This window comes from Streptomyces sp. NPDC006476, from assembly GCF_040612015.1.
Lineage (GTDB): Bacteria > Actinomycetota > Actinomycetes > Streptomycetales > Streptomycetaceae > Streptomyces > Streptomyces griseorubiginosus_B.
In genome coordinates, this window is sequence record NZ_JBEXPK010000081.1 from 10040 (window position 1) to 34578 (window position 24539).

Genomic DNA, 24539 nt, shown 5'->3' on the forward strand with positions numbered 1-24539 from the left:
CTAAGGCCTCATCGGATCTGGGAAAGCACGGTCTTGAGTTCTGCGGCGAGCACGTCGAGGTGCGGGCGCCGCATCATGGTGTAGTGGTCTCCCGGTACGTCGATCACGGCCGCGTCCCCCGCGAACAGCCGGGTCCAGGCATGGATGGTCTCGTCAGGCACAGCCCCGTCGCGGCCGCGGAAGAAGCGCACCCGGCCCGGATAGGCCTGCGGCGCGTGCTCCCGCAGCGCACCGGCGTTGCGGGTGAACCGGGAGATGATTCGCCCCAGCGTGGCCACGTCGATACTGGGCGGCAGCACGGAGGCGCGGCACAGCTCGCTGTGCAGGATCTCCAGGGCCGTCCGGTCCTCGGTGGGCCGGAACAGCTCCGGACCCGGTGCCCACTCGACGCCCACGAGACCTGCCAGGTCACGGGCGAACCAGGCGAGCGCCGTCGGCTCGTCGATCGGGAGGTCGGCGGGTCCGGGCGGTTCGACCAGGTCGATCACCGCCACGATCTCCACCTCCTCCCCCGCCTTGGCGAGCTGCTGGGCGATCTCCAGTGCCAGGACTCCGCCCATCGACCAGCCGCCAAGCCGGTAGGGTCCGTGCGGCGCGGCGGTCCTGATCGCGTCCGTGTAGTGCTCCGCCATCTCCGGGACGGTCGCCGGCAGCGGGTCCACGTCGGGCACCTGGAGGGCGTAGAACGGTTGCTGGTCACCGAGGAGCCGGGCGAGTTCGGCGTAGCAGAGGACGTCGCCCCCGACGGGATGCGCGAAGAACAGGGGCGGCAACTCCCCGCCGACCTGGACCGGCACCAGCGCATCGCGCCGGGTCGCGGTGCCGGCGTCGCGGAGCGCCTCGGCCAGCAGTTCGATGGTGGGCCGGCTGAAGAGGGTGGAGACCGGGAGCGAGCGGCCCGTGAGGGCCTGGATCCGCGCCATCATGCGCACGGCCAGCAACGAGTCGCCGCCCAGGTCGAAGAAGCTGGTGTTGGTGCCGAAGGGGGGCTCCTCGAAGAACTGCGCCCAGATGCCGACCAGTTCCTCCTCAAGCCGGTCCCGGGGCTGGGTGAGCACCGTCGCCGCACCGCTGTCGACGGTGCCGCGCGCCGGCAGCGCCGCCCGGTCGACCTTGCCGTTCGCACTCAGCGGCAGCGTGTCGAGGGCCACGATCTGCTGAGGCACCAGGTAGCCGGGCAACTGGCGGCGCAGCGCCTGCATGGGGTCCTCGTGCCCGTCGTCGAGCACGGCGTAGGCCACCAGGCGCTGGCTGCTGTGCCGGTCACCCGCGACGACCGCCACCGCCTCGCGTACACCGCGGCACCGCAGCAGGGCCGCTTCGACCTCGCACAGTTCGATCCGGTGGCCCTGGATCTTCACCTGCAGGTCGGCGCGCCCGAGGAACTCGATGTTCCCATCGGGCAGGTAGCGGCCCAGGTCGCCGGTCGCGTAGAGGCGCTCCCCGGTCACGGGGTGGCGAATGAAGCTCGCCCGGGTCTTGGCCGCGTCGTTGAGGTAGCCGCGTGCGAGGCCACTGCCGGCGATGTAGAGGTTGCCCTCCACCCACGTCGGGCAGGGCTGCATCGCTTCGTTGAGGATATGAAATCGCTGGTTCCGCATGGGCTTGCCGTAGGGAATGCTGGCCCAGCGCGGATCGACCTCGCCGATCGGATACCAGATCGACCAGATCGCGGCCTCGGTGGCGCCTCCCAGGCTCCATACCTCCGCACCGGGTGCGGCCTGGCGGATGCGCTCGGGCAGTGTGACCGGGATCCAGTCGCCGCTGAGCATGACGACGCGGAACGGGAAGCCGGACTGCGGAACCACATGCTCGACGAACATCTCCATGAGCTTCGGCACGCTGTTCCACAGGGTCACGCGGTGCTCGACGGCCAGCGCCGCCCACCGTGAGGGCTCCCGGTGCGCCGCCGGCTCGGGAAGGACGAGTGCGCCACCGGCGGAGAGCGTCCCGAACACGTCGTACACGGAGAGGTCGAAGTTCAGTGCGGACAACCCCAGGATCCGGTCGTCCGGACCCACCGCGAAGCGCTCGTTGACGTCCCGCACGGTGTTCAGGGCGCTGCGGTGCTCGATCATGACGCCCTTGGGTACACCCGTCGACCCCGACGTGTAGATGACGTAGGCCAGCTCGTCGGGTGCCGTCTCGACGATGAGCGGCTCCTCACCGTACTGCTGCGCGGCGGAGCCGTCGACGGCGAAGACCTTTGTGCCGTCCGGCCAGTCGACCGCGGTCTCGCAGCGCGACTGGGTCAGGGCCACGGAGATCCCGGCGCTGCTCGTCAACTGCCGCAGGCGTTCGGTCGGCACGGACGCGTCGATGGGGACGTACGCGGCGCCCGTCTTGAGGACCGCCAGGCACGCGACGACCTGCTCCCACCCCTTCTCCGCCACCACGCCCACGAACGAGCCGGAGCCCGCACCGTGGTCCTGCAGCAGCCGACCGAAGCCGTTGGAGAGCCGGTCCAGCTGGCCGTAGGTGAGGGTGCGGTCGGGGGCGATGACCGCGGGTCGGTCCGGATGCTCCTGGGCGTGCCGGAGGAAGTCCTCGTGCAGCAGGCCTTGAGGGGCCGGGCCCGCTGTCGCGTTGGCGGCGTCCCGCGCCTCCAGGTCCGCCGCCTGCACAAGTAGTGGCGCCGGACGGTGCCAGGCGTTCTCGTCGGCGCACAGGCCGTGCAGCTCGTCGGCGTACGCCTTGAACATCGCATCGAGCATTCCCTCGGGGAACAGTTCGTCGACGCAGTCCCAGTTGAATGCCAGGGTGCCGTCCTCCTCTATCAGCTGGTGGTCCAGCCACACCTGCGGGGTGCGCAGCGCGCTCGACACCACCTCCCCCGAGTCGGCCATGGACATCAGCTGGCGCATGGCGCCGCTCGCAACCGCTTCGTTCTTCTGCCCGGCGAAGTTGACCGTGCTCGCGAAGACCACCGGCATGATGGCCCGCTCGGCGTGGGGGCGGCCCCGGTTGATCTCGCGGAGCACCTGCACCCCGGTGACGTCGAGGTGGTCGAGGTCGGACCAGAGCTGCTTCTGGATGCGCTCGGCCCGGACGGCGAAGCGGTCCGTCGGGGTGCTGTCGATCTCCAGCAGCACGGTGGTGGTAAAGCTGCCCACCACCGACGTGATGTCGGGGTGCACCGGCGGCCGGTTGTAAGCGACGACGGTGAGGGTGAACCTGCAGGTCCCCGTCCACGCCGCGATGACCTCCGCGTAGACGGCGCACAGGGCGGCCGAGGGACTCACTCCGACGGCTGCCGCATACTCCTGGAAGCGCCCCCATTCGTCGACGTCCAGGCGCCCCGCACGCCGTGTGAAGTCGGGCTTGCACACCGTGGCCGGGTCCTTGGCCAGAGGGAGCGGCGGTGCGGGTGGGAGCGTGGCCGCCCGCGCCCGCCAGTACTCCAGGGCGCGGAGCGTCTCCGGGCTGCCCTCCTGCCCGCGGATCGCGGTCAGGCAGTCGCGATAGGTGACGTTCAGCGAGGCCAGGCGCTCGGTCGCGCCGTGGTAGTAGGCCGCCCAGTCGTGGAACCAGACCGCGGTGCTCCATCCGTCCGCGATCAGCAGTTCGAAGCCGATGTGCAGCCGGACACGACCGGGGCGTAGCTTCGTCAGCCGGATGTCGAACAGCGGCCATGCCGTCACGTCCAGCATCTGCGTTCGCATCTCACGGCTGATCTCGTCCAGCCGGGCTGCGCGTTCGGACTCGTCGCACTGTTCGAGGTCGACCGTGTGGAATTCGTAGCGCGGCACATCGCGAAGCACCCGCTGCCGGCCGTCGGGGGTGATCAGCGCCCGCAGCATGTCGTGGCGTCGGACGGTCGCTTGGAAGGCGTCGTTGAGCGCGTCGAGGTCGACGCCTTGGAGGTCGACCTCCACGCTGAAGTACGCGGAGATGCGGCCCAGCAGCAGCGCGTCCGTGCGTCCCACGACGTAGGCTTGCTGCAGGTCGGTCAGATCGAACGGCTCGTAGCGGCCGTCCCGGTCGGCGGTGAACTCCGCCTTCCAGGGGTCGGCGCCCGAAGCAGCCGAACTCTCGACGGCCGTGCCGAGCATGGGGAGGATCCGCTCGCCGAGTTCGGCGATGCTGGACGCCTCCTGGAACGCCACCAGCGGCAGGGTGATGCCGAGTTCGGCCGCCAGCATCGCCCGCACCTGGACGGTGAGGAGCGAATCGAGACCGAGGCGCGGCAACTCCTCGTGGACGTCGAGCTCGCCGGGGTCGGCACCGAGCCCGTGCGCGACCAGACGCGTGATCACCTCCTGCAGTCTGACCCGCCGTTCGGCCGGGCCGGCGCCGTTGACCAGGTCGAGTCCGCGCCGCCCCGCTGGGGCGGGAGCTGGGGCCGACGTCTCTTCGGCCAGGTGGACGACGGCGCGGTTGCCGTCCGGTTCGGGAGTGATCCAATACCGCCGACGCTGGAACGGGTAGGTCGGCAGCTGCACCAGGCTCCTGCCGCGGTCGCCGAAGAGCGGCTGCCATCGGACCGGGACACCACGGACGTGCGCCTCGGCGAGCGAGGTGGTCATCCGGTCGGGACCGCCGTCACCGCGGCGCAGCGAGCCGACGAGGGCAGTGGGTCCGTCGCAGCCGTCGGCGGCCTCCAGAGTCTCCTGAATGCTCGCAAGCAGGATCGGATGCGGGCTGATCTCGATGAACACCCTGCAGCCGTTCTCGGCGAGCCGCCCCACCGCGCTCTCAAACCGCACCGGCTGCCGCAGGTTGGCGTACCAGTACCCGGCGTCCATCCGGGTGGTGTCGGCCCAGTCCGCTTCTACGGTGGAAACCATGGGGACCTCCGCCGCCCGCGGCGCGAGCGGTGCCAGCGCATCCACCATTCCGTCACGGACCGCCTCGATGCGCTCGGAGTGCGCCGCATAGTGGATCTTGACTCGGCGTAGCTCCACACCGTCCGCCGCGTAGTCGGCCACCACCTCGTCGATGTCCGGCCGCTCACCGGTGAGCACCACGGACCGCGGGCTGTTGACCGCCGCGACGGAGACCCGGTGGCCTCGGGCCGCGACGCGCTCCTCGACCTCGGCCACCGGCCGCGGCACCACTGCCATGGCACCGGACAGGCCCATGACCGCGCTGCTGCGGGCCACCACCACCCGCGCGGCGTCCTCCAGCGACAGTGCTCCGGCGACGCAGGCGGCGGCGACCTCCCCGAGGCTGTGCCCGACCACCGCGTCCGGCTCGACACCGTGGGAGCGCCATACTTCGGCGAGGGAGACCATGACGGCCCACAGAACCGGCTGTACGACGTCCTCGCGCTGCCACTCCGGCGCGTCCGGGGCAGCCCGCACAACGTCGGTCAGGGTCCAGTCGACGCATGCCGCCAGGGCGTGTCCGCACTCGGCGATGCGCCGGGCGAACACGGGGGACGCGTCCAGCAGCCCGGTCGCCATTCCGGCCCACTGCGATCCGTGCCCGGGGAAGACGAAGACCGTCTTCCCGTCGATGTTCGCGGTGCCCCGCACCATGCCGTCGGCGAACCCGCCGTCGGCCAGTGCGCGCAGCCCCGCGGCGATCTCCGCCTGGTCCCGGCCGACGACGACCGCGCGCTCCTTGAAGTCCGAACGCCTGGTCAGCGACCAGGCGGCATCGGTGATGTCGATGCCGGGAGCTGACGCGGCATGCGACGCCAGCCGGTCAGCGTGGCCCCGCAGCGCCGCCTCGGTCCTGGCGCTGACCAGCCAGGGAACAGCCTTCGGGGCCATCTCGTCGACCGCTGCGGAGCAGCCCTCCTCGAACGGGGCGTCCTCCACGATCAGATGCGCGTTGGTGCCGCTGATGCCGAACGACGAGATGCCCGCGCGGCGCAGCCGCCCGGTCTCCGGCCACGCGTGGGCTTGGGTGAGCAGGCGCACGCCGCCCGACCCCCAGTCCACCCGTGATGAAGGTGTGTCCACATTCAGGGTCCTGGGCAGCAGGCCGTTGCGCATCGCAAGCACCAGTTTGATCAGGCCGGCCATCCCGGCCGCAGCCTGGGTGTGGCCGATGTTCGACTTGACCGAGCCGAACCACAACGGCCGGTCCGCGGGGCGTCCCTTGCCGTAGGTCGCCAGCACCGCCTCCGCCTCGATCGGGTCGCCCAGCGCAGTCCCGGTGCCGTGCGCCTCGACCACGTCCACGTCGTCCCCGGAGAGCCCGGCGTTGGCCAGCGCCTGCCGGATCACCCGCTGCTGGGCCATGCCGTTGGGGGCGCTGAGCCCGTTGGACGCACCGTCCTGGTTGACCGCCGAACCGCGCACGACGGCGAGAACGGGATGTCCGTCGCGGCGCGCGGCCGAGAGGCGTTCGAGCACCACCATCCCGATGCCCTCGGCGCAGCCGATCCCGTCCGCGTCGTCGGAGAACGCCTTGCAGCGCCCGTCCACGGCCAGCGCTCCGTACTTGGCGAAGTCGGTGATGAGATTCGGCGTCGTCATGATCGTCACGCCGCCGACGAGGGCCCGGTCGCATTCGCCCTGCCGCATTGCCTGCGCTGCGAGGTGCAGGGCCGTCAGCGACGAGGAGCACGCGGTGTCGATGGTGAAGGCCGGGCCTTCGAGTCCGAGGGTGTAGGAGAGCCTGCCGGACAGCACGCTGGTGGCGGTTCCGGTCAGCGCGTGGCCGTCGATGTCCTGGTCGATCGCCAGCTTCGCGAGCTGGTGGTAGTCCTGGCCGCCGGCTCCGATGAAGACGCCGGTGCGGCTTCCCGTCAGGGTCAGGGGGTCGATCCCGGTGTGTTCCAGCGCCTCCCAGGCCACTTCGAGGACGAGGCGCTGCTGAGGGTCCATCGTCAGCGCCTCACGCGGGGCGATCGCGAAGAATCCGGCATCGAATCCAGCGACGTCGGCGAGGAATCCGCCGCCGCGGGTGACGTGGGTCAGCCGGTCGAGGTCCCAACCGCGGTCCTGTGGAAAGCTCGGCTCGGTGCTGCGCTCGGCGACGAGCAGGTCCCAGAGCTGCTCGGGTGAGTCCGCCCCGCCCGGGAAGCGGCACGCCATTCCGGCGATGACGATGGGATCCTCGTCGCCAGTGGTGCCAGTGGATGCCGCTGGCGGGGTTTCGGCACCGGCGAGCCGGTCGAGCAGGTTCTCGACCAGCAGGGTCGGGGTGGGGTGGTTGAAGACGAGGGTGGCCGGCAGTGCGAGCCCGCTCGCGGCGCGCAGGCGGTCGCGGAGGTCCACGGCGCTCACCGAGTCGAAGCCCATGTCGCGGAACGCCATGTCGTTGTCGATCGCGTCTGAATGGGCGTGACCGAGGATTCTGGCGGCTTCGGTACGGAGGATGCCGAGCAGCGTCCACCGTAGGTCCGCGGCAGACAGCTCTGCGAAGCGTTCGGGCCATGGCGATTCCGCCGCGTGTCTCTCGTCCACCTCGGTAAGTGCGGCACGGAACTCAGGTATGTCCGAGAAGAGCAGGCTGGGACGGCCCGTTGTGAAGCTGGGTGCGAACCGCGTCCAGTCGATGGCGGCCACGGTCGCTGCGGTGTCGCCGTCCTCGAGGATCCGCTGCAGGGTCGCGACCGCCATCTTCGGGTGCATCGGGAGCATGCCGTGGCGTTTCAGCTGTTCCCTGGTGGCAGAGTCGTCCGCCATTCCGGTGCCGCCCCACGCGCCCCAGGACACCGCGGTGGCGGCGAGTCCCTGGGCCCGCCGATAGTGGGCGAGGGATTCCAGGAAGGCGTTGGCTGCGGCGTACCCCGCCTGCCCTCCGGTCCCCCACGAACTCGCGCCGGAGGCGAATAGCACGAACGCGTCGAGCGCCAGATGACCGGTCAGATCGTGCAGGTGCCATGCCGAGATCGCCTTCGCGGCGAGGTGAGAGCGCATCTGATTGGGCGTCAGCGATTCGATCGGGCCGTCTTCGGTGAGCAGTCCGGCGGCGTGGAAGACGGCCGTCAGCGGCCGGTCGGCAGGGATCCCGGCCAGCACAGCGGCCAGAGCCTCCCGGTCGCCGACGTCGCAGGCGGCCAGGGTGATCTCGGCGCCGTCCTGGCGCAGGCGCGCTGCCAGTTCCGCCGCTCCCGGCGCGTCGTGGCCCCGTCTGCTGGCCAGCACGACGTGCTCCGCGCCGCGCGAAACGACCCAGCGCCCAAGGTGCGCACCGATGCCGCCGGTACCGCCGGTGATCAGGACGGTGCCGCGGGCTCGCCACGGCTGCGGGGCGGCGCCACGGGACGGCGCGTGCACCAGCCGGCGCCCGAAGGCGCCCGAAGCCCGGACGGCCACCTGGTCCTCGGGGCCTGCCAGGACGGCCGCCAGCGACGCGGCTACGGATTCGTCCACCGTGCCCGGGAGGTCGACCAGTCCGCCCCAGCGTTCCGGGTACTCCAGCGCCGCCACCCTGCCGAAGCCCACGCAGGCGGCCTGCTCCGGACGGACGGCCGCGTCCTCGGGGCCGGTCGAGACCGCGCCGCTGGTGAGGCACCACAAGGGGGCCGCTGTGCCGGATTCCCCCCACGCCTGGACGAGTGCGACGGTCGGTGCGAGCGCGGCCTGGATGTCGCCCGCCGCGATCGAGTCGTCGAGCGCCAGCAGCGAGACCACCCCGGCCAGGCCGCCGTCGCCTTCCGCGGCGTCCGCCAGACGGTTGGCCATGTCGGCCCGGTCGACCTGGTGGACGTCCCACCGGAGCACGTCAGCGCCCAGCGCTCCGAGAACGGCGGTCACGCGCGGATGCTCGGCACCGGCCGCTGGTACGACCGCGAGCCAGCGGCCGGGGCGCCCCGAAGGCGGTGAGGCGGTCAGCGGCGTCCAGGCTTCACGCAGCCGCCAGTTGTCGGCAGCCGAGTGCCCTTCGACCCGCCGCCGCCACGCCGTCAGAGCCGGAAGCGCCGCAGCGGCGTCGTCCGGGTCGAGCTGCAGCACCGAGGCAATCGCCTCTGCGTCGCCTGCCTCGACACTCGCCCAGAGTCCGTCGGACGCCGTCTCGTCGCCCGCGGCGCCCCGGCGCGGCGCCTCCATCCAGTAGCGGCGATGCTGAAAGGCGTAGGTGGGCAGTTCGACGCGCGCCGCTCCGGTGCCCTCGAACAGCCGCTCCCACCGGACTCCGACACCGCGGACGTACGCCTCTGCCAACGAGGTGATCATCCGCTCCAGGCCACCCTGGTCGCGGCGCAGCGAGCCGATCACGACGCTGGACTCAGCCGCCCGGCCTGAGTGGTCCTCGAGGGTCTCCGTGACTCCGGCCGTCAGCACCGGGTGCGGGCTCATTTCGATGAACACCTGGTACCCGGCGTCTGCCAGGACCCGTACGGCAGGCGAGAACAGCACCGGCTGACGCAGGTTGGTGTACCAGTACTCGGCGTCGGTCCGCGTCTGTCCTACCTCGATCCACCGGCAGTCAACCGGGGACAGCAGGGGGATCTGCGCGGCCTGCGGAGTGATTCCGGCGAGTGAGCCCAGTAGCTCCTCTCGGATCCGCTCGACGTGCCGGGAGTGCGAGGCGTAGTCGACGTCGACCCGGCGCGCCGTGGTCTGCTCGCCGGCGTAGGCGGCGACGAGGTCGTCCAGCGCCTGCGCCTCCCCGGACACCACGACCGATCGCGGCCCGTTCACCGCGGCCAGCGACAGGCGGTCGCCGCATGCGGCGATCCGCGCCCGCACCTCGGATTCCGGGGCCGGCACGACCACCATGCCGCCGGTGCCCGACAGGGGCATGAGCGCTCGGCTGCGCGCGACCACCACCTGCGCCGCGTCCGCCACCGACAGCGCCCCGGCCACACACGCGGCGGCCAGCTCGCCCTGGCTGTGCCCGATGACGGCATCCGGCTGCACGCCGTGGGCACGCCACACCTCGGCGAGCGCAACCATGACAGCCCACAGCAGTGGCTGGACCACGTCCGTCCGCTTCCACAGCGGCGACTCCGCGCCCTCCCGGAGCACATCGACCGGCGACCAGTCCACCCACGGCGCCAATGCGTCGGCGCAGATGTGGAATCGGTCGCGGAAGACCGGTAAGGAGTCCAGCAGGTGCACCGCCATCCCGGGCCACTGCGCGCCCTGGCCGGGGAAGATGAAGACGGTCTTGCCATCGACGTTCGCCGTGCCCCGCACCACCTGGGTCGGCAGGCGACCGGCGGACAGTCCGCGCAGGCCCTCCAGCAGCTGCTCGCGGTTGCCGCCGACCACGACCGCCCGCTCCTTCAACGCAGTGCGCGTGGTGGCCGACGAGGCGCCGATGTCAGCGATACCGAGACGGCCGTCGGCCTCGACGAAGGACCTCAGGCGCTTGGCCTGCTCGCGCAGCGCCCGGGGGCTCTTGGCACTCAGCAGCCACGGCACCGCGGCCGGCGGCGCAACCGGGTCGGGGGCCCCCTCCTCCGTCGGCGGGGCTTCGAGGATGACGTGGGCGTTCGTGCCGCTGATGCCGAAGGCCGAGACGGCCGCACGGCGCGGTCCTCCCGTCTCGGGCCAGGGCCGGGAGCTGCTCAGCAGTCGTACGGCACCCCCGTCCCAGTCGATCTTCGAGGACGGCTTGTCGCTGTGCAGGGACTTGGGCATGAAGCCGAGGCGGAGTCCCAGCACCGTCTTGATGACGCCGGCCACTCCGGCCGCCGCAGCGCAGTGGCCGATGTTCGACTTCAGCGAGCCGAGCCACAGTGGCCTGTCGGCCGGCCGCCGCCGGCCGTAGGTTGCGAGCAGCGCATGGGCTTCGACGGGATCACCCAGGGCGGTCCCGGTCCCGTGCCCCTCGACAAGATCCACCTCGGAGCCGGAGAGCCCGGCGTTGGCCAGGGCCTGGAGGATGACACGCTGCTGAGCCGTCCCGTTGGGTGCGCTGAGTCCCGTGGAGGCGCCGTCCTGGTTGATGGCCGACCCGCGGATCACCGCGAGGATCCGGTGCCCGTTTCGGCGGGCGTCCGAGAGCCGTTCGAGCAGGACGAGGCCGACTCCCTCACCCCAGTTGGTGCCGTCGGCGGTGTCCGCGAAAGCCTTGCATCGCCCGTCGGCCGCCAACCCGCGCTGGCGGCCGAAGTCGACGAACAGGCCGGGGCCGGACATCACCGCCGCACCGCCGGCCAGCGCCAGGTCGCATTCTCCCGAGCGCAGCGACTGGCTTGCCGAGTGCAGCGCCACCAGCGACGAGGAGCACGCGGTGTCTATGGTGACGGCCGGCCCCTCAAGGCCGTACACGTATGCGATGCGGCCCGACGCCACACTGGTCAGGGTGCCCGTCAGCAGGTGCCCCTCGACCTCCTTGGACGCCTCGTCAAGCCTGGGGCCGTAGTCGTTGTCCACCAGACCGACGAAGACTCCGGTCCGGCTGCCCCGCAGCGTCTGCGGGTCGATCATGGCCTGCTCGAAGGTCTCCCAAGCGGTTTCGAGCAGCAGGCGCTGCTGCGGGTCCGTCGCCATCGCCGCCCGCGGCGACATGTTGAAGAACTCCGCGTCGAACTCCGCCACACCGTCAAGGAAACCGCCGCATTTCACGAAAGAGCCCGGTCGCCCGCCGTCGGCGTCGAGCTCCCAGCCCCGGTCGTCGGGGAACGGGCCGATCGCATCGCGCTCCTCGGACACCAACCGCCACAGGTCCGCCGGTGAGGTCACACCACCCGGCAGCCGGCACCCCATACCCACAATCGCAATCGGTTCGGACTGCTTTTCCTGTAATTCCTGCATTCTCTTGCGGGTTACGGCCAACTCGGCGGTCACCCGCGTGAGAAGACGACGAATCTGGTCCTCGGACACGGTCGTTTCTCCAGTCCTCTTTCGATGCCGCGCGGTCAGGAGATTCCGAGCTCGTTGCCTATGTAGTCGATCAGTTCCTGGTCAGAGACAGCGGAGAGTTTGCCGGCGATGGCGGACGCCTCCCTCCCTACGGACCGCGGATCCCACTCGGCCAGAAGATCCTCCAGTCGCGCGGTGATCAACAGCCGGTCCCGGTCGCTCGCCGAGGCGGTCGACATCATCGAGGCCAGCTTGTCGATCTCAGCCAGCAACCCGGAGGAATCCACCGCGCCGTCGTGCGCCAGCAGCCGGGTGCGCAGGTGCTCGGCCAACTCGGTCGGCGAAGGGTGATCGAAGGCGATGGTGATCGGCAGCCCGAGCCCGCTGGCACTGCTGAGCCGGTTGCGGAAGTCCACGGCGGCGACAGAGGTGAGGCCCTGCTCCCGGAGCCCCCGCTCGGCATCCACCGACTCCGGGGAGAAGTGGCCCTGCACCGCCGCCGCATGTGTGCGGACGAGTTGCAGCATCGCCCGCCGCTGATCGGATTCGGACATGGCGGCCAACTGCCGTGCCAGATCAGACTCGACGACGCTCTCCGAGGTGTCGTCGACGGATCCATCGAGAGCGGTGCCCCTGCGGTCCGGCGCCCGGTCGGCGCCGTCGCGTCCAGCCGCCTGCGACGTCCCGGGTTCCAGCCAGAAGCGCTGGTGCTGGAAGGCGTATGTAGGCAGATCGACCTGCCCGGCGCCGGTGCCTTCGAAGATCCTGGCCCAGTCCACGTCCACACCACACACGTACGCCTCCGAGAGGGACGCCAGCATGCGCCGGAGGCCTCCTTCGCCGCGCCGGAGCGAACCCACGACCACGGGCCCGCCGGGTCCGCCGCCCGGAGCGGCCAGCGTCTCCTCGACCGCCATCCCGAGTACCGGATGCGGGCTCGCCTCCACGAAGACGTCGCAGCCCGCCCGGTGCATGGCCCGCACCACAGGCTCGAACCGGACGGTCTCCCGCAGGTTGCGGAACCAGTAGCCCGCGTCCAGTTCGGCGGTGTCGAGCCGCTCCGCGGTCACCGTCGAGTAGAAGGCGATGTCGCAGGCGCGCGGCGTGATCCCGACCAGCGCCTCAGCCAGCTCCTCGCGGAGCGCCTCCACCTGTGCGGAGTGGGAGGCGTAGTCGACCGGGATGCGCCGCGCGCGCACGTCCTGGAGCTGCACCAGCAGCTCGTCAAGGGCGGCCACGTCACCGGAGACGACGGTGCTCCCCGGACCGTTGACCGCCGCGATCTCCAATCGGCCGCCCCAGGGGGCCAGCCGCGCCCGCACCTCGTCCGCGGGGGACAGCACGGAGACCATCCCGCCGGTGCCCGCCAACCTGCCCAGGCACCGGCTCCGCAGGATCACCACCCGCGCCGCGTCGGCCAGCGACAGGGCGCCCGCGACATAAGCGGCCGCGATCTCACCCTGCGAATGGCCCACGACCGCATCGGGCTCCACCCCCACAGAGCGCCATACCGCGGCCAGGCCGGTCATCACCGCGAACAGCAGCGGCTGGACGACGTCGACCCGGTCCAGCTGCGGTGCCCCCGCGACGCCCCGCAGCACATCGATCGGGGACCAGTCGAGCTCCGCCGCGAAGGCCTCCTCGCAGGCCCGCAGGTGATCGGCGAAGACGGGCAAGGTGTCCAGCAGTTCGACGGCCATGCCCGCCCACTGCCCACCCTGCCCCGGGAAGACGAACGCCGTGCGCCTGACCGGTGCCGTCGAGCCCTCAACGACCCCGGGCGCGACCTGGCCCTCGGCCGCATCGCGCAGGCCGGACAGGAGTTCGTCGCGGTCGGAGGCCAGCACGACGGCACGGTGGTCGCACGGGGAGCGGGTGGTCGCCAGGGAGAAGCCCGTATCCGCGATCCCTCCGCGCTGTCCCTCTGCATATCCGAGCAGCCGCCGGGCCTGGGCCCGAAGCCCGGCCGGGCCGCGACCGGAGACCACGAACGGCACGACAGGCAGCTCTCTTCCGCCGAGCCCGGTGGTCTGCCCGGCCGGTGAGGCCTGTTCAAGGACGACGTGCGCGTTGGTGCCGCTGATCCCGAACGAGGATACTGCCGCCCGGCGCGGACGCCCGGTGTCCGGCCAGTCGCGGGTTTCGGTCAGCAGTGCCACCGCCCCCGCCGTCCAGTCCACGTGCGGAGTCGGCCGGTCGACATGCAGGGTGCGGGGCAGACGTCCGTGCCGAAGCGCCATCACCATCTTGATAACCCCGCCGAGCCCGGCCGCGGCCTGTGTGTGCCCAATGTTGGATTTCAACGATCCCAGCAGCAGCGGGCGACCGTGTGACCGCCCCCGGCCGTAGGTGGCCAGCAGGGCCTGCGCCTCGATGGGGTCCCCCAGGGGGGTGCCCGTTCCGTGCGCCTCCACGGCGTCGACGTCGGCCGCGGACAGCCTCCCGTCGTCGAGCGCGCGGGTGATGACCCGCCGCTGCGCGGAGCCTTTCGGCGCGGTCAGCCCGTTCGACGCACCGTCCTGGTTGACCGCGGAGCCCCGGACGACGGCCAGGACCGGGTGGCCGAGGCGGCGTGCGTCCGACAGCCGCTCCAGGACCACCACGGCCACGCCTTCGCTCCACGTCGTCCCGTCCGCAGCGGCGGAGAAGGCCTTGCAGGTGCCATCCGGCGCCAACCCGCCCTGCCGGGAGAACTCCTGGAACATTCCCGGTGTCGACATGACCGTGGCACCGCCCGCCAGAGCCAGGTCGCAGTCGCCCTGGCGCAGTCCCCGCACCGCGAGATGCAGCGCCACCAGGGAGGACGAGCAGGCCGTGTCGACCGTGATCGCAGGGCCCTCCAACCCGAGCAGATAGGCGATGCGCCCGGAGGTGACGCTCCCCGCTGCCCCGGTCAGCCGGTATCCCGCGACATCGGCCTCGGCTTCGTGCAGCCTGGGCCCGTAGTCGCCCCCCATCGCCCCGATGAACACCGCGGTCGGGCTGCCGCGCAACGACTGAGGAGCGATACGGGCCCGCTCCAGGGCCTCCCACGAGACCTCCAGCAGCAGGCGCTGCTGGGGGTCCATCGCCAGGGCCTCGCGCGGCGATATGTCGAAGAACGCGGCATCGAAGCCGGCCGCATCCGGCAGGAAACCACCCCGGAGGGCCCGGTCCCAGCCCCGCTCGGGCGGGGGCGTGCCGATCGCGTCCACTCCGTCGCTGACAAGCTGCCAGAGATCCTCGGGGGAGGCCACGCCGCCGGGGTAACGGCAGCTCATGCCTACGATCACCACGGGGTCGCCGACAGGCAGCACCGGGCGCTCAACGCGCGCGACCCGCTCGGCCTCCCCCGGCTCCGGCCGGGTGATCACCCGGGCCAGCAGTTCCGGAGTCGGGTGGTCGAAGACCATGTTGGGCGGCAGCACCAGGTCCATGGCCGTGCCGAGCCTCCGGCACAGCTCGACCGCTGCCACCGAACCGACACCCTGGTCCTTGAACGTGCGCACCGGATCGACCGCTGCGGCCTCGGTGTGCCCCAGCACGATCGCCGTGTGCACCCGGATCTCGTCCAGCACGGAGCCCGCACGGGGCGACACCGGGACCGCTGGGCGGGTCTCCCCCGGCGCACCGGCCCGCCGGGGGAGGCTGGTCGACGCACCGACCTGCCGGGCCGCCAGGGCCCCGTCGAGCCAGTGGCGGCGCCGCTGGAAGGCATACGTCGGCAGTTCCACCCGGTTGCCGACACAGCCGACCGCGGTCAGCACCGCGCGCCAGTCGACCGGTCCTCCGGTGGTGAAGGCTTCGGCGGCTGCGGCCGTCATCCGGGCCGGGCCGCCGTCGTGGCGCTGCAGCGACCCGACAACAACCGCGTCCGCAGCCCCCTCCTCGGCGAAGGTTTCCTGCAACCCGGCCACCAGCCCTGGATGCGGGCTGGGCTCGACGAACAGCCGGAATCCTTCGGCCAGCAGATCCCGGCAGACGCCATGGAACCGGACGGTACTGCGCAGGTTCCGGTACCAGTACTCGGCGTCCAGGCTCTCGCCGCTGATCCGCTTCCCGTCGACCGTCGAGTGGAAGGGGAGCCGCGCCGGACGGGGACTGATGCCGGAGAGCTCTGCCAGCAACTGCTCGCGAACCGCTTCAACCTGCGCGCCGTGAGAGGCGTAGTCCACCGGGATGCGCCGGACCCGGACACCCTGCGCCGCCCAGTCCGCGCCAAGGCCCTCCAGAGCGGCGGCGTCCCCGGATAGGACGACCTGCCGGGGGCCGTTGACGGCCGCCACCGAGACCGCGTGGGAGGCCACATGCGCGGAGAGCCGGGACGCGACCTCGTCCGGCGCGAGCGCAACCGACCACATAGCGCCGCCCGCGGGGAGGTTTCGCAGGGCAGCGGATCGTCGCGCCACGACCAGCGCGGCGTCCTCTAAGGACAGCGCCCCGGCGACGCAGGCGGCGGCGATCTCACCCTGGGAGTGGCCCACCACGGCGTCAGGACGCACTCCCCAGGAACTCCAGAGCTCTGACAGGGACACCATCACGGCGAAGAGTGCGGGCTGCACGACGTCGACGCGGTCCAACCACTCGTCGGAGCCGTGCAGCACCTCCTGGAGGGACCAGTCGACGTGCGGGGCGAGCGCCTCCTCGCAGCGCCGCATCGAATCGCCGAAGACCTCTGAGGAAGCCCACAGCTCGCGTGCCATCCCCAGCCACTGCGACCCCTGGCCGGGGAAGACGAACGCCACGCGGCCAGGGCGCGCCACCCCTGTGGTCGTGCCGACGGCGGGTGCGCCGGCGGCGACGGCGTCGAGAGCGGCGAGCCGGTCTGCCCGGTTACGCCCGGTGATCACCGCGCGGTGCGCGAAGGCGGTGCGGCAGGTGGCCAATGACCAGGCCAGGTCGGCGTGGGACACGTCTGACTCCGCGACCGCCCGCAGGCGGGCCACCTGCTCACGCAGGGCGTCCGCGCTGTGGCCGGTCACGACCCAGGGCAACACCGCGTCCTCGCGAGGCGCCGGCCCGGGGGGCGCCGGCGCGGCGGCCGGCCCGGAACCGAGCACGACGTGGCAGTTTGTACCACCCATGCCGAACGAGCTGACGCCCATGTACGGGCGAGCCTCCGGACAGGGCATGAGGTCCTGCACCACCCGCAGTCCCAGCTCGTCCAGCGGGATGTCCGGGTTGGGTTCGGCGTAGTTGAGGCTCGGGGGCAGCTGGCCGTGTCCGAGAGCCAGCACCACCTTGAGCAGCCCCGCTATCCCCGCCGCGCCTTCCAGGTGTCCGATGTTCGTCTTCACCGAGCCGACGAGCAGCGGCGCCTCGCGGGAGCCGCGACCGAACGCGGCGCCGAGCGCAGCGGCCTCGATCGGGTCCCCGACCTTTGTGCCGGTGCCGTGCAGCTCCACGTACGCGACTTCGCGCGGGTCCACTCCGGCCGCCGCGTATGCGCGCCGCAGGACCTCCTCCTGGGAGGCTGCGCTGGGCGTGGTGAGCTCTTCGGTGGCGCCCGCAGTGTTGACGGCGCTGCCGTGGATGACCGCGTACACCGTGTTGCCGTCGGCGAGGGCCGCAGCCAAGGGCTTGAGTACGACCAGACCGGCGCCCTCACCTCGGACGAACCCGTTGGCTCGGGAGTCGAAGGTGTGGCAGCGTCCGTCCGGCGACAGGCCGCCGAACCGCGCCGCGCTGATGGTGCTCTCCGGTACCAGGTTGAGTTGCACGCCGCCCGCCAGCGCGAGGTCGCAGGCGCCGCTGCGGAGGCTCTCGCAAGCCAGGTGGACGGCGACCAGTGAGGCGGACTGCCCCGAGTCGATCGTGAAGCTGGGTCCGCGCAGGTCGAGGAAGTGGGCGATGCGGTTGGCGATGATCGCACGGTTCAAGCCGGGCATCGTGTGGCGGTCAATCACCTCGAGGCCGAGCCTCTGGGTGAGCAGAGCGTAGTCACCGGCGGTCGCGCCGACGAAAACGCCTGCCTGGCCACCGCAGAGTGTCCGAGGGACCGTCCCGGCATGTTCAAGCGCCTCCCAGCCGAGCTCCAGCATGAGTCGCTGCTGGGGGTCCATCGCGGCCGCGTCCCGCGGCGGGATGCCGAAGAATTCTGCGTCGAATTCTTCCACCGCCTCCAACTGTCCCTCCCGGCGGGTGCCTACCGCTCCGGGGCCAGCATGGTCGGGATCGTCGGCTCCCTGGACCGAGAAGCGCCGGGAGGGCCTTTCGGTGACAGCGTCGACTCCGTCACTAAGTAACTTCCAGAAAGCGGTGGGATCGGCCGCCCCCGGGACTCTGCAGGAGAATCCGATGACTGCGATCTCTCGACCGGGGCCCCTTGATGGTGCAGTCATGCCAGCTCCTAAGGGCTCTGTCCGGAGTACTGGAACGGACCGCTCCCGGCGCCTACATCCTGACCCAGGCGTGGGCCGATCCAGCCCACCCAGGACGCGCCGGACACACGGCGAGAGAACGCACGATCGCCCTCCTTCAGGCACATCCTGGACGATCATGGAAGGCCCGCGAAATCCTGCACGCCTTGGACTTCCCACCCTCCCGACACCGCAGTCTGGTCAGCGAACTCTGTCGCTGGGTCCGCCAAGGCGTCATCGAACGCAGCGGCCCCGGCGACTACACCCACACCCAACATGCCCAAAAATCGCCCGAGTTGACCAGCGCTGATTCCGCTTAACTGCGGGGCATTGGGCCATGGGCCACAGCGCTCACCACCTGCTGGCAACGGTTGAGCGCACTGCCGTCCGTCACCTGACGACCGCCCCCACAGCCCCAACGAGACAGGAAGGAGCAGCCCCGAACGACGTCCGGGTGCCGTGGAACCCCGGCGCAGCCGCAGCGACACGCGAAGGCCCCACCCGCGATCACGCGGGACAAACAGGGCGAACCATCAACCTCGTCAGGCAATCACGACCGCTGACGAATCGAGGTTACAGCTGCCGTGACAGACACAGCGCCGTCACCAGATAGACGACCACATGCGCAGGAAGCCCGCGAATCCGCAGCTCGTGGGCTCGGCCACCGCGAGCACCCCGCGTGAACAACCCTACCCCCGCGTCACTACACCTTCGCGACTCAGAATGACCACGAACCCGTCGTCACCTGGAGGCCGCTCGTCCAACCGGTCAATGATCACCTTACCGTCGTCCTTTTCCCCGTTGCAGTCCGCCTCAGGATTCGCGAAGAACTGGAGCTTATCTCCCGCGGAGGCCTTGATCTGTGTGTTGATCAAGTCCTTGGTACCAGGGGCTTGTGCGCTGCTGAGGTCGTGGATGTTCGCAAAATCCTGCGTGGTGGAGTTGACAGCAATGAGGCACTTAGCGTTCGGGAAAAGCTGGAAGAAGTCGCTCTTCAGCACATTCACAGGCCGTGCCGCACTGTCGGCGGCGTGGGCGCTGGACATGACTGTCGCGGCACCTGCGGTTGCTGCAGCAGCCGCCGCAACGGCCAATACCACTCGGCGGACTTTGGAGGAGGCATGCTTGGACAATTTCATCAGCCTTTCACGAGGATTCCGTCATCAGGTTCAGCAAAGGGCGAGAGCGTGGACTTGACCCACTCGCTTTTCGATACCCGACATGAACACCGCTGCCGTCGAAAGAGACGTTGGCATACCCACTTTCACTGTTCGGTGAAAGTAGTCAACGTGCCCTATCTCACTGCCGCTGAAATCTCCCGCAGAGTCTCTTGATTCGTTCGGGTCGGGAAGTAAACATCTTCGACGTCAGTACCCATCGTTGAGATCCGTGCAAGCACCGGAAATCCCTGGCATCATCCAAGACCTGCGGCCGCTGACGATAGAGGCAACTAACCCGGTTCAACCTCACAGGCCTCCGACCAGGGTGATTTCAAAGTCCGGTTGTTGCGGATCTGTGCTGGTCAGCAGAGTCCGAGGAGGGACAGGGGTCGGGTGAACGGCTCGTAGGACATCTCGCGGAGTCCTGCGGCGATGTTGTGGTGGCCGGCGCCACGGAGGCAGTTGATCGCGAAGCTGCGCAACGTGGCCATGTTCTCCGGGCCGTGCTCGGTGTGGACCTTGGAGGCGTCTTCGTGGAAGGCGGTGTCGCGGACGAAGTGGAGCCGGTTTTCGATGACCCATTGCGAACGAATGATCTTCGGGAGTCGCTGGGGGAAGGCTTCCCGGCTGGTCAGATCAGTGATGACGTAGACCGTCTCGCGGCTCGGCTACGCCTGCCTAGCGGGCGACGTTCTCGCGCCGCACCGTGGGGTAGGCCTGCTCGATCCGTTCCAGGTTGCGCCGCGAGGGCGTACGCCGCCCGTCGAGCCGTGCGCGCAGGGGTGCGGTCGGTGACGGTCAGCCCGGCCGCGCGGGCGGCGGCGCGGGTGTGGTCGGTGCGGTGAGGTAGCTCCCGTCCGATGCGCCGGCTCCTGTCCGGCGCTCGAGCGCGGGAGACCCCGCCGACGCGCAACGACAGCAGAGGGCGCCCCGATCCCCCGAGGCACGCCCGCTGTCCCACCCGCCCTTCCCTTTCTTCTTTTCCTGCCTGGGAGTGGCGTGGGGGTGTGCAGACACGGCAGCTGTAGTTCTTGATCACGGCTGGTCGTGACGGTGGTGTCGTTGCTGGTGGCAGGCGGCCGCGACGGCTTGGTGATGGCGCCGCCAGGCGGTCCAGTGCAGGACGTGCTCGCGGTCGCGGACGGGTGGCGGCAGCACGACGGCTCGCAGGAGCCAGACGAGCTCGGGGCAGCTCAGCGGGACGAGCGCGGGCTCGTCCTCGGCAGCGTCGTGGACGGCGGTGGCCGTGAGGGCAAGGACGACGGCGGCGATCAGGGAGAACAGTGACCAGCACATCCAGGAGTTCCAGCAGGTCACCTGGCCCTGGTCGAGTCCGGTGAATCCCTTGGCGAGTTGGAAGGTCTCCTCGATCCGCCACCTGCGACACATCACTTCCACCCGCGTGCCGAGCGAGACGTCGCCGGGAGTTCAGCAGCGGAAGTAGGACACCTCGCCGGTGTAGCGGTGCCGGCGCGCGACCAGCACACTCGTCCCGGCCTCCTTCTCGTTCCGGTTCTCGCCGGGAGCGTCGTCGGGGCGGACATCGAGCCAGGCCCGGTTGCCGAGTCGAACCTGGCGTCGCCCGTGAAGGTCGCCGACTCGAACTCGGCGTGGCCGAGGCGGGGATCTCCGGTGGCCGGGTCGCGGAGAGTTGTTGAACGCCCTTGTTGGACACCGGCAGTCGACTCCGGCCCGTCGTGTCGACGTCCCGCCGCCACTGTCCAAGAACCGATCGGTTCTTGAACGAGGCGCCCGGCGTTGCCGAACCCCGCTGACCGTGCAGGTCACCGGACACCTTAAATGAGACGGCGATCTTGCAGGTCGCGGTCTCTGTTCCTTGGGGGCCTCTTACGAACATCCCTGACCGGATATCAAGAGGCCTTGTCTATCCCTTCCGGCTGTATCTCGCCGACTCTGCTCTGCGCGTAGTGTGGACCGGCACCACGAACTCGCAGCAGGAATCACATGCCGCCCTCTCCAGAACAGTCCGCATCCTCTGCTGCCGTCCCGGCTGCGCCGCTTGTGCAGCGCCGACCGCAGCGGTCAACCGTCCGCCATGGCCAGGCATCTTGTGCCGACTACGGCTGTACCCGCACCGAGTGCCGTCAGGCGGCGCGCCGGGCCCGGCGCCAACGAAACCAGGATCGCCTGCGCGGTCTGCCCGCACGTGTCCCGCCGCACGCCGCCGCTCGGTGGGCTGTCCGGCTGCGCGAGCAGGGCATGTCCGCGCAGGACATCGCCGACAGGGCCGGCCTGTCGGTGACCCTGGTCCGCCGCCTGCTCCGTACCCGGGGGCAAGGCCAGGCGGCCCGGGACATCGCTCGCACCACTGCCGACGCCGTACTCGGTATCCCGCTGTCCGCCCGTCGCAAGCCCATAGCCCCGGGTCTGATCGGCTCCGCTGACGCGTCCCGGCTGCTGGCCGACCTGGCGCGTGCCGGATGGCCTGCCGCCGCACTCGCTGTGCGTCTTGGTGTCAGCGCCCGCACTGTCGCCGAAGTCCGCGAGAAACGTCCCCGCCTTCATCTCGATCTCGCGCTGCGGATTCGCCGCCTGCACCGCGAGCTGATCGGCCTCGATCCCGTCTGCCAGGGAATCCGCCCCGCCGACGCTGCCCGCGTCCGTGCCGCGGCTGCCCGAGGCGCTGCCGGGGTCTGAGGAACATCTGCCGCCGAACCAGGAGAGCTCCGTTGACCGTGACAAGGTACGTCACGACGCCAGAACTTGCCGCGCGTGGCTGGACGCCCGCGATGATCCGCGACCTGCTCGGCACCGCCGACCGCCGCCGGCCCAATCCCCGCTACCGCAAGGCGTCCCCCATGCGGCTGTATGACGCCCGGCGGGTCGAGCAGGCCGAGGCCAGCTGCGTGTTCGCCACCGCCTGGACCAATGCCGCACGCCGCTCCGAGGTCGCCCGGCAGGCCGCGGACCGTCGTAGGGCCAAGACCATGGCGGCCGTTGAGCAACTCGCCATCACCGTGCCGGTGATGGGCCGGGGGGAGCTTATCGAGCGGGCCTGCAGTGCCTACAACCGTTTGGAGGCAGGCTTGTTCGACGAGCCCGCCAGCCCCGCCTGCGACCCGGCGTTCATCAAGCGCATCACCGTCGACCACCTCTGGCACGACCTCGCCGGGTACGACCAGGCCCTGGCCGGCCAGTACGGCCGCCTCGGCGGTGATGCGGCCGAGGACCGGATCCGCGAGCGCGTGTACGAGGCGATAGCCCGTGCGTATCCATACCTGGCACAGGAGTGCGATCGGCAGGCACATTCCGCCCCTTCGGTTCGCCACTTGGCCCTGGGTCCGGCCCGGCGTATCGGGCCTTGTGGCCACGCTGTCACAGAGGGGTCGGGGCTGGCGCCTGACGGTTTTCCGGGAGACACCGACCCCGGTTGATCACCAGCGGGATGCGGGCATGGTGGCGGCCATCTGTTCGAGCTTCGCAAGAAGCAGCTTGCAGTCCGCGACGGCGTCGTGCGGACCGCCGAGCGGCTGGTTGCGGTAGGCGCCGCGCTTGACCGACCACAGCCCCCGCCACACCGCGTACGGCACCATCGCGTCCTCCCACCGGACCCGGCCCAGCCACCGCCCGACCGCCGCCGGGTCGCCATGGTGGCGGGCCAGTTCGCGCTCGAAGACTCCGCGGTCGAAGTCGGCCTTGTACGACACCAGCGTGCGGCCGTGGAGCACGTCGGTCAGCCGGGGCAGCAGCTCGTCGAAGGCCGGGGCCTGCGCGACGCGCTCCAGGGTGATGCCGTGCACGGCGACAGCCGCCTGCTCGATAGCGGCGTGCGGCTGCACGTACTCGTTGAAGACCACGGTGCCCGCGCGGTCGACGGCGGTGATCTGCACCGCGTAGGCATTGTCCAGGCCGGTGGTCTCCACATCGACGGCCAGGAGCTCGGCGTCGGCGAGCATGCGTCGGGCCCAGTGGGCGACTTGCTCGCGTTCGCGCGGGTCGCCGGGCGCCGCAGCGCGCGAACCGCGTCGTCGAGGACGCGGTGGCCCTCGTGGGTGGTCTGCACCCGCCACAGTGGCCGGCCCCCGTCCGGCTCGGCGGCCACTGTGCCCAGGTACGTGCCGTCCTCGTACGCCGCCCAAGTCGGCCGGTCGGTGTCGGCGGGCCGCACGAACTGCACCGACCGTTCGTCGACGTCGCGGACGAACAGGTCGTCCCAGGTGGCCGGGTCCTCGGCGTTCAGGTCCTCCACGGTCGTCACCGGCAGCTCCCCCCGGGTCAGGAGCCGTACGCCCAGGACCGCCCTGTCTGGCGGTACCGCTCGACGGGGACGGGGGCGACGCCGGGCCGCATCCGGTTGAGGTAGAGCAGCCCGTCGAGGTGGTCGATCTCGTGGGCGATGAGCCGGGCAAGTCCCCGCTCGTAGACCATGGTCACGGTGGTGCCGTCGAGCGCGGTGGTCTCCACGGTGATCCGCAGGGGGCGGGGAACGAGGCCGCGGACGTCGAAGAACGACAGGCACCCCTCGTACTGCTCGTCGCTCTCCTCGGAGACGGCGGTGACCCTGGGGTTGAGCAGCACCATCGCGCCGGCGCCTTCCTCGGGGGCTGGACGACGGCCGCCGCCCGTCCGATGCCGAGCTGCGGGGCGGCGATGCCCATTCCCTTGGCGAAGGTGTGGACGCGGGCGATGCGCTCGATGGAGGCGAACAGCATCTCCACCGTCTGCTCGACTGCCTCCCGCTCGGCGGGCAGGTCGAAGGGGCGGGCCGGTTCGGCAAGGACGGGGGCGCCGTGCTGAACGACCCCGAGGTCTCGCATCTGCTGGCTGGGCCGCACCTCGATCACCTGAACTCCCCTTGGGTCGCGTCCTGTTCGGGCCGGGCCCGGAATCTCCATTCCAGACAATATCGGGCGTGCAGCACCGGCTGGGCGGTCGTCCAGGTGAAGACGCCCATCCCATTCTCCAGGAGCAGACCGCACCACCCAGCTGTGGTCGCGGGCGAGCGGCAGCTGCCGCGATGCGGCCGGACCCGTCGTGGGCGCTCCGCTCAGCGTGCCACCGCCGTGGTGACCGGTCCGACGAACCCGCCGTAGACACCGACACCTCCACCATCCGCGCCTACGCCGCCACCGGATACCTTCCGCACGGCACCGAGCTGCACGGCCGCCGCTACTGGCCCCGCCACGTCGTGCAGGCCCGCATCGACGCCGGCGACCAGCGCCACCACATGACGAACGAGGTCCTGTCGGTCACGCCGAGCACCACGACCCGTCAGACCGAGATCCCCGCGGTCGGCGGCGACGCCGGCTCCCGCCCCGGCCGGTTCGACGCGCGCACCTGCCTGCAGAGCAACGACCAGAGCCTGCGCGAACCGCTGCACTTCTATCTCGACCTGACCAGCAGGAACCCGCTGAGCCGGTACG

8 protein-coding genes and 3 pseudogenes are annotated in these 24539 nt (G+C 70.7%); 3 read left to right on the forward strand and 8 right to left on the reverse strand.

Annotated features, from left to right (window positions below; translation table 11 throughout):
• Positions 1-8: 8 nt before the first annotated feature.
• The 6 genes and pseudogenes from ABZZ74_RS44860 to ABZZ74_RS44885 all read right to left on the reverse strand — a co-directional run bounded on the left by ABZZ74_RS44860 (position 9) and on the right by ABZZ74_RS44885 (position 20544).
• Entirely contained in the window at positions 9-11609 is an 11601-nt protein-coding gene (locus ABZZ74_RS44860; protein WP_356949903.1) for a type I polyketide synthase, read from the reverse strand.
• Between the two features lie 104 nt (positions 11610-11713).
• Positions 11714-18136 carry an acyltransferase domain-containing protein gene (locus ABZZ74_RS44865; RefSeq protein WP_356949904.1) on the reverse strand — a complete coding sequence of 2141 codons (6423 nt, stop codon included), beginning with the start codon at positions 18134-18136 and terminating at the stop codon, positions 11714-11716.
• Between the two features lie 548 nt (positions 18137-18684).
• Positions 18685-19134: a hypothetical protein gene (locus tag ABZZ74_RS44870; RefSeq protein ID WP_356949905.1), complete on the reverse strand. Its 450-nt coding sequence runs from the start codon at positions 19132-19134 to the stop codon at positions 18685-18687.
• Positions 19135-19517: 383 nt separating this feature from the next.
• Positions 19518-19646, reverse strand: coding sequence for a hypothetical protein (locus ABZZ74_RS44875; protein WP_356949906.1), 129 nt, complete (start codon positions 19644-19646; stop codon positions 19518-19520).
• 190 nt (positions 19647-19836) lie between these two features.
• Positions 19837-19996 (reverse strand): annotated as a pseudogene (locus ABZZ74_RS44880) (transcriptional regulator); the annotation flags it as partial.
• A 194-nt stretch (positions 19997-20190) separates the two neighbouring features.
• Entirely contained in the window at positions 20191-20544 is a 354-nt protein-coding gene (locus ABZZ74_RS44885; protein WP_356949907.1) for a hypothetical protein, read from the reverse strand.
• An 831-nt stretch (positions 20545-21375) separates the two neighbouring features.
• Between ABZZ74_RS44885 and ABZZ74_RS44890 the strand changes: the two genes are divergently transcribed.
• Both ABZZ74_RS44890 and ABZZ74_RS44895 read left to right on the forward strand, forming a co-directional pair.
• On the forward strand, positions 21376-21813 hold the full coding sequence (locus ABZZ74_RS44890) for a hypothetical protein (RefSeq protein WP_356949908.1): 438 nt from the start codon (positions 21376-21378) through the stop codon (positions 21811-21813).
• Positions 21814-21905: 92 nt separating this feature from the next.
• Positions 21906-22550, forward strand: coding sequence for a hypothetical protein (locus ABZZ74_RS44895; protein WP_356949909.1), 645 nt, complete (start codon positions 21906-21908; stop codon positions 22548-22550).
• Here ABZZ74_RS44895 and ABZZ74_RS44900 read toward each other — a convergent pair whose 3' ends face one another.
• The gene (locus ABZZ74_RS44900; protein WP_356949910.1) at positions 22551-23072 is read right to left on the reverse strand and encodes a 3'-5' exonuclease; all 522 of its coding nucleotides are present in this window, start codon (positions 23070-23072) and stop codon (positions 22551-22553) included.
• Positions 23073-23391: 319 nt separating this feature from the next.
• Positions 23392-24011, reverse strand: a pseudogene (locus ABZZ74_RS44905) (peptide deformylase).
• A 122-nt stretch (positions 24012-24133) separates the two neighbouring features.
• On the opposite strand from ABZZ74_RS44905, the pseudogene ABZZ74_RS44910 reads away from it, so the two are divergent.
• Positions 24134-24539, forward strand: a pseudogene (locus ABZZ74_RS44910) (hypothetical protein); the annotation flags it as partial.

Coding starts and splice junctions, on each gene's coding strand:
- ABZZ74_RS44860 (WP_356949903.1), bottom strand. CDS start 11,609: ATGCAGGAATTACAGGAAAAGCAGTCCGAACCGATTGCGATTGTGGGT.
- ABZZ74_RS44865 (WP_356949904.1), bottom strand. CDS start 18,136: ATGATCGTCCAGGATGTGCCTGAAGGAGGGCGATCGTGCGTTCTCTCG.
- ABZZ74_RS44870 (WP_356949905.1), bottom strand. CDS start 19,134: ATGAAATTGTCCAAGCATGCCTCCTCCAAAGTCCGCCGAGTGGTATTG.
- ABZZ74_RS44875 (WP_356949906.1), bottom strand. CDS start 19,646: ATGGCCACGTTGCGCAGCTTCGCGATCAACTGCCTCCGTGGCGCCGGC.
- ABZZ74_RS44885 (WP_356949907.1), bottom strand. CDS start 20,544: ATGTGTCGCAGGTGGCGGATCGAGGAGACCTTCCAACTCGCCAAGGGA.
- ABZZ74_RS44890 (WP_356949908.1), top strand. CDS start 21,376: ATGTCCGCGCAGGACATCGCCGACAGGGCCGGCCTGTCGGTGACCCTG.
- ABZZ74_RS44895 (WP_356949909.1), top strand. CDS start 21,906: ATGATCCGCGACCTGCTCGGCACCGCCGACCGCCGCCGGCCCAATCCC.
- ABZZ74_RS44900 (WP_356949910.1), bottom strand. CDS start 23,072: ATGCTCGCCGACGCCGAGCTCCTGGCCGTCGATGTGGAGACCACCGGC.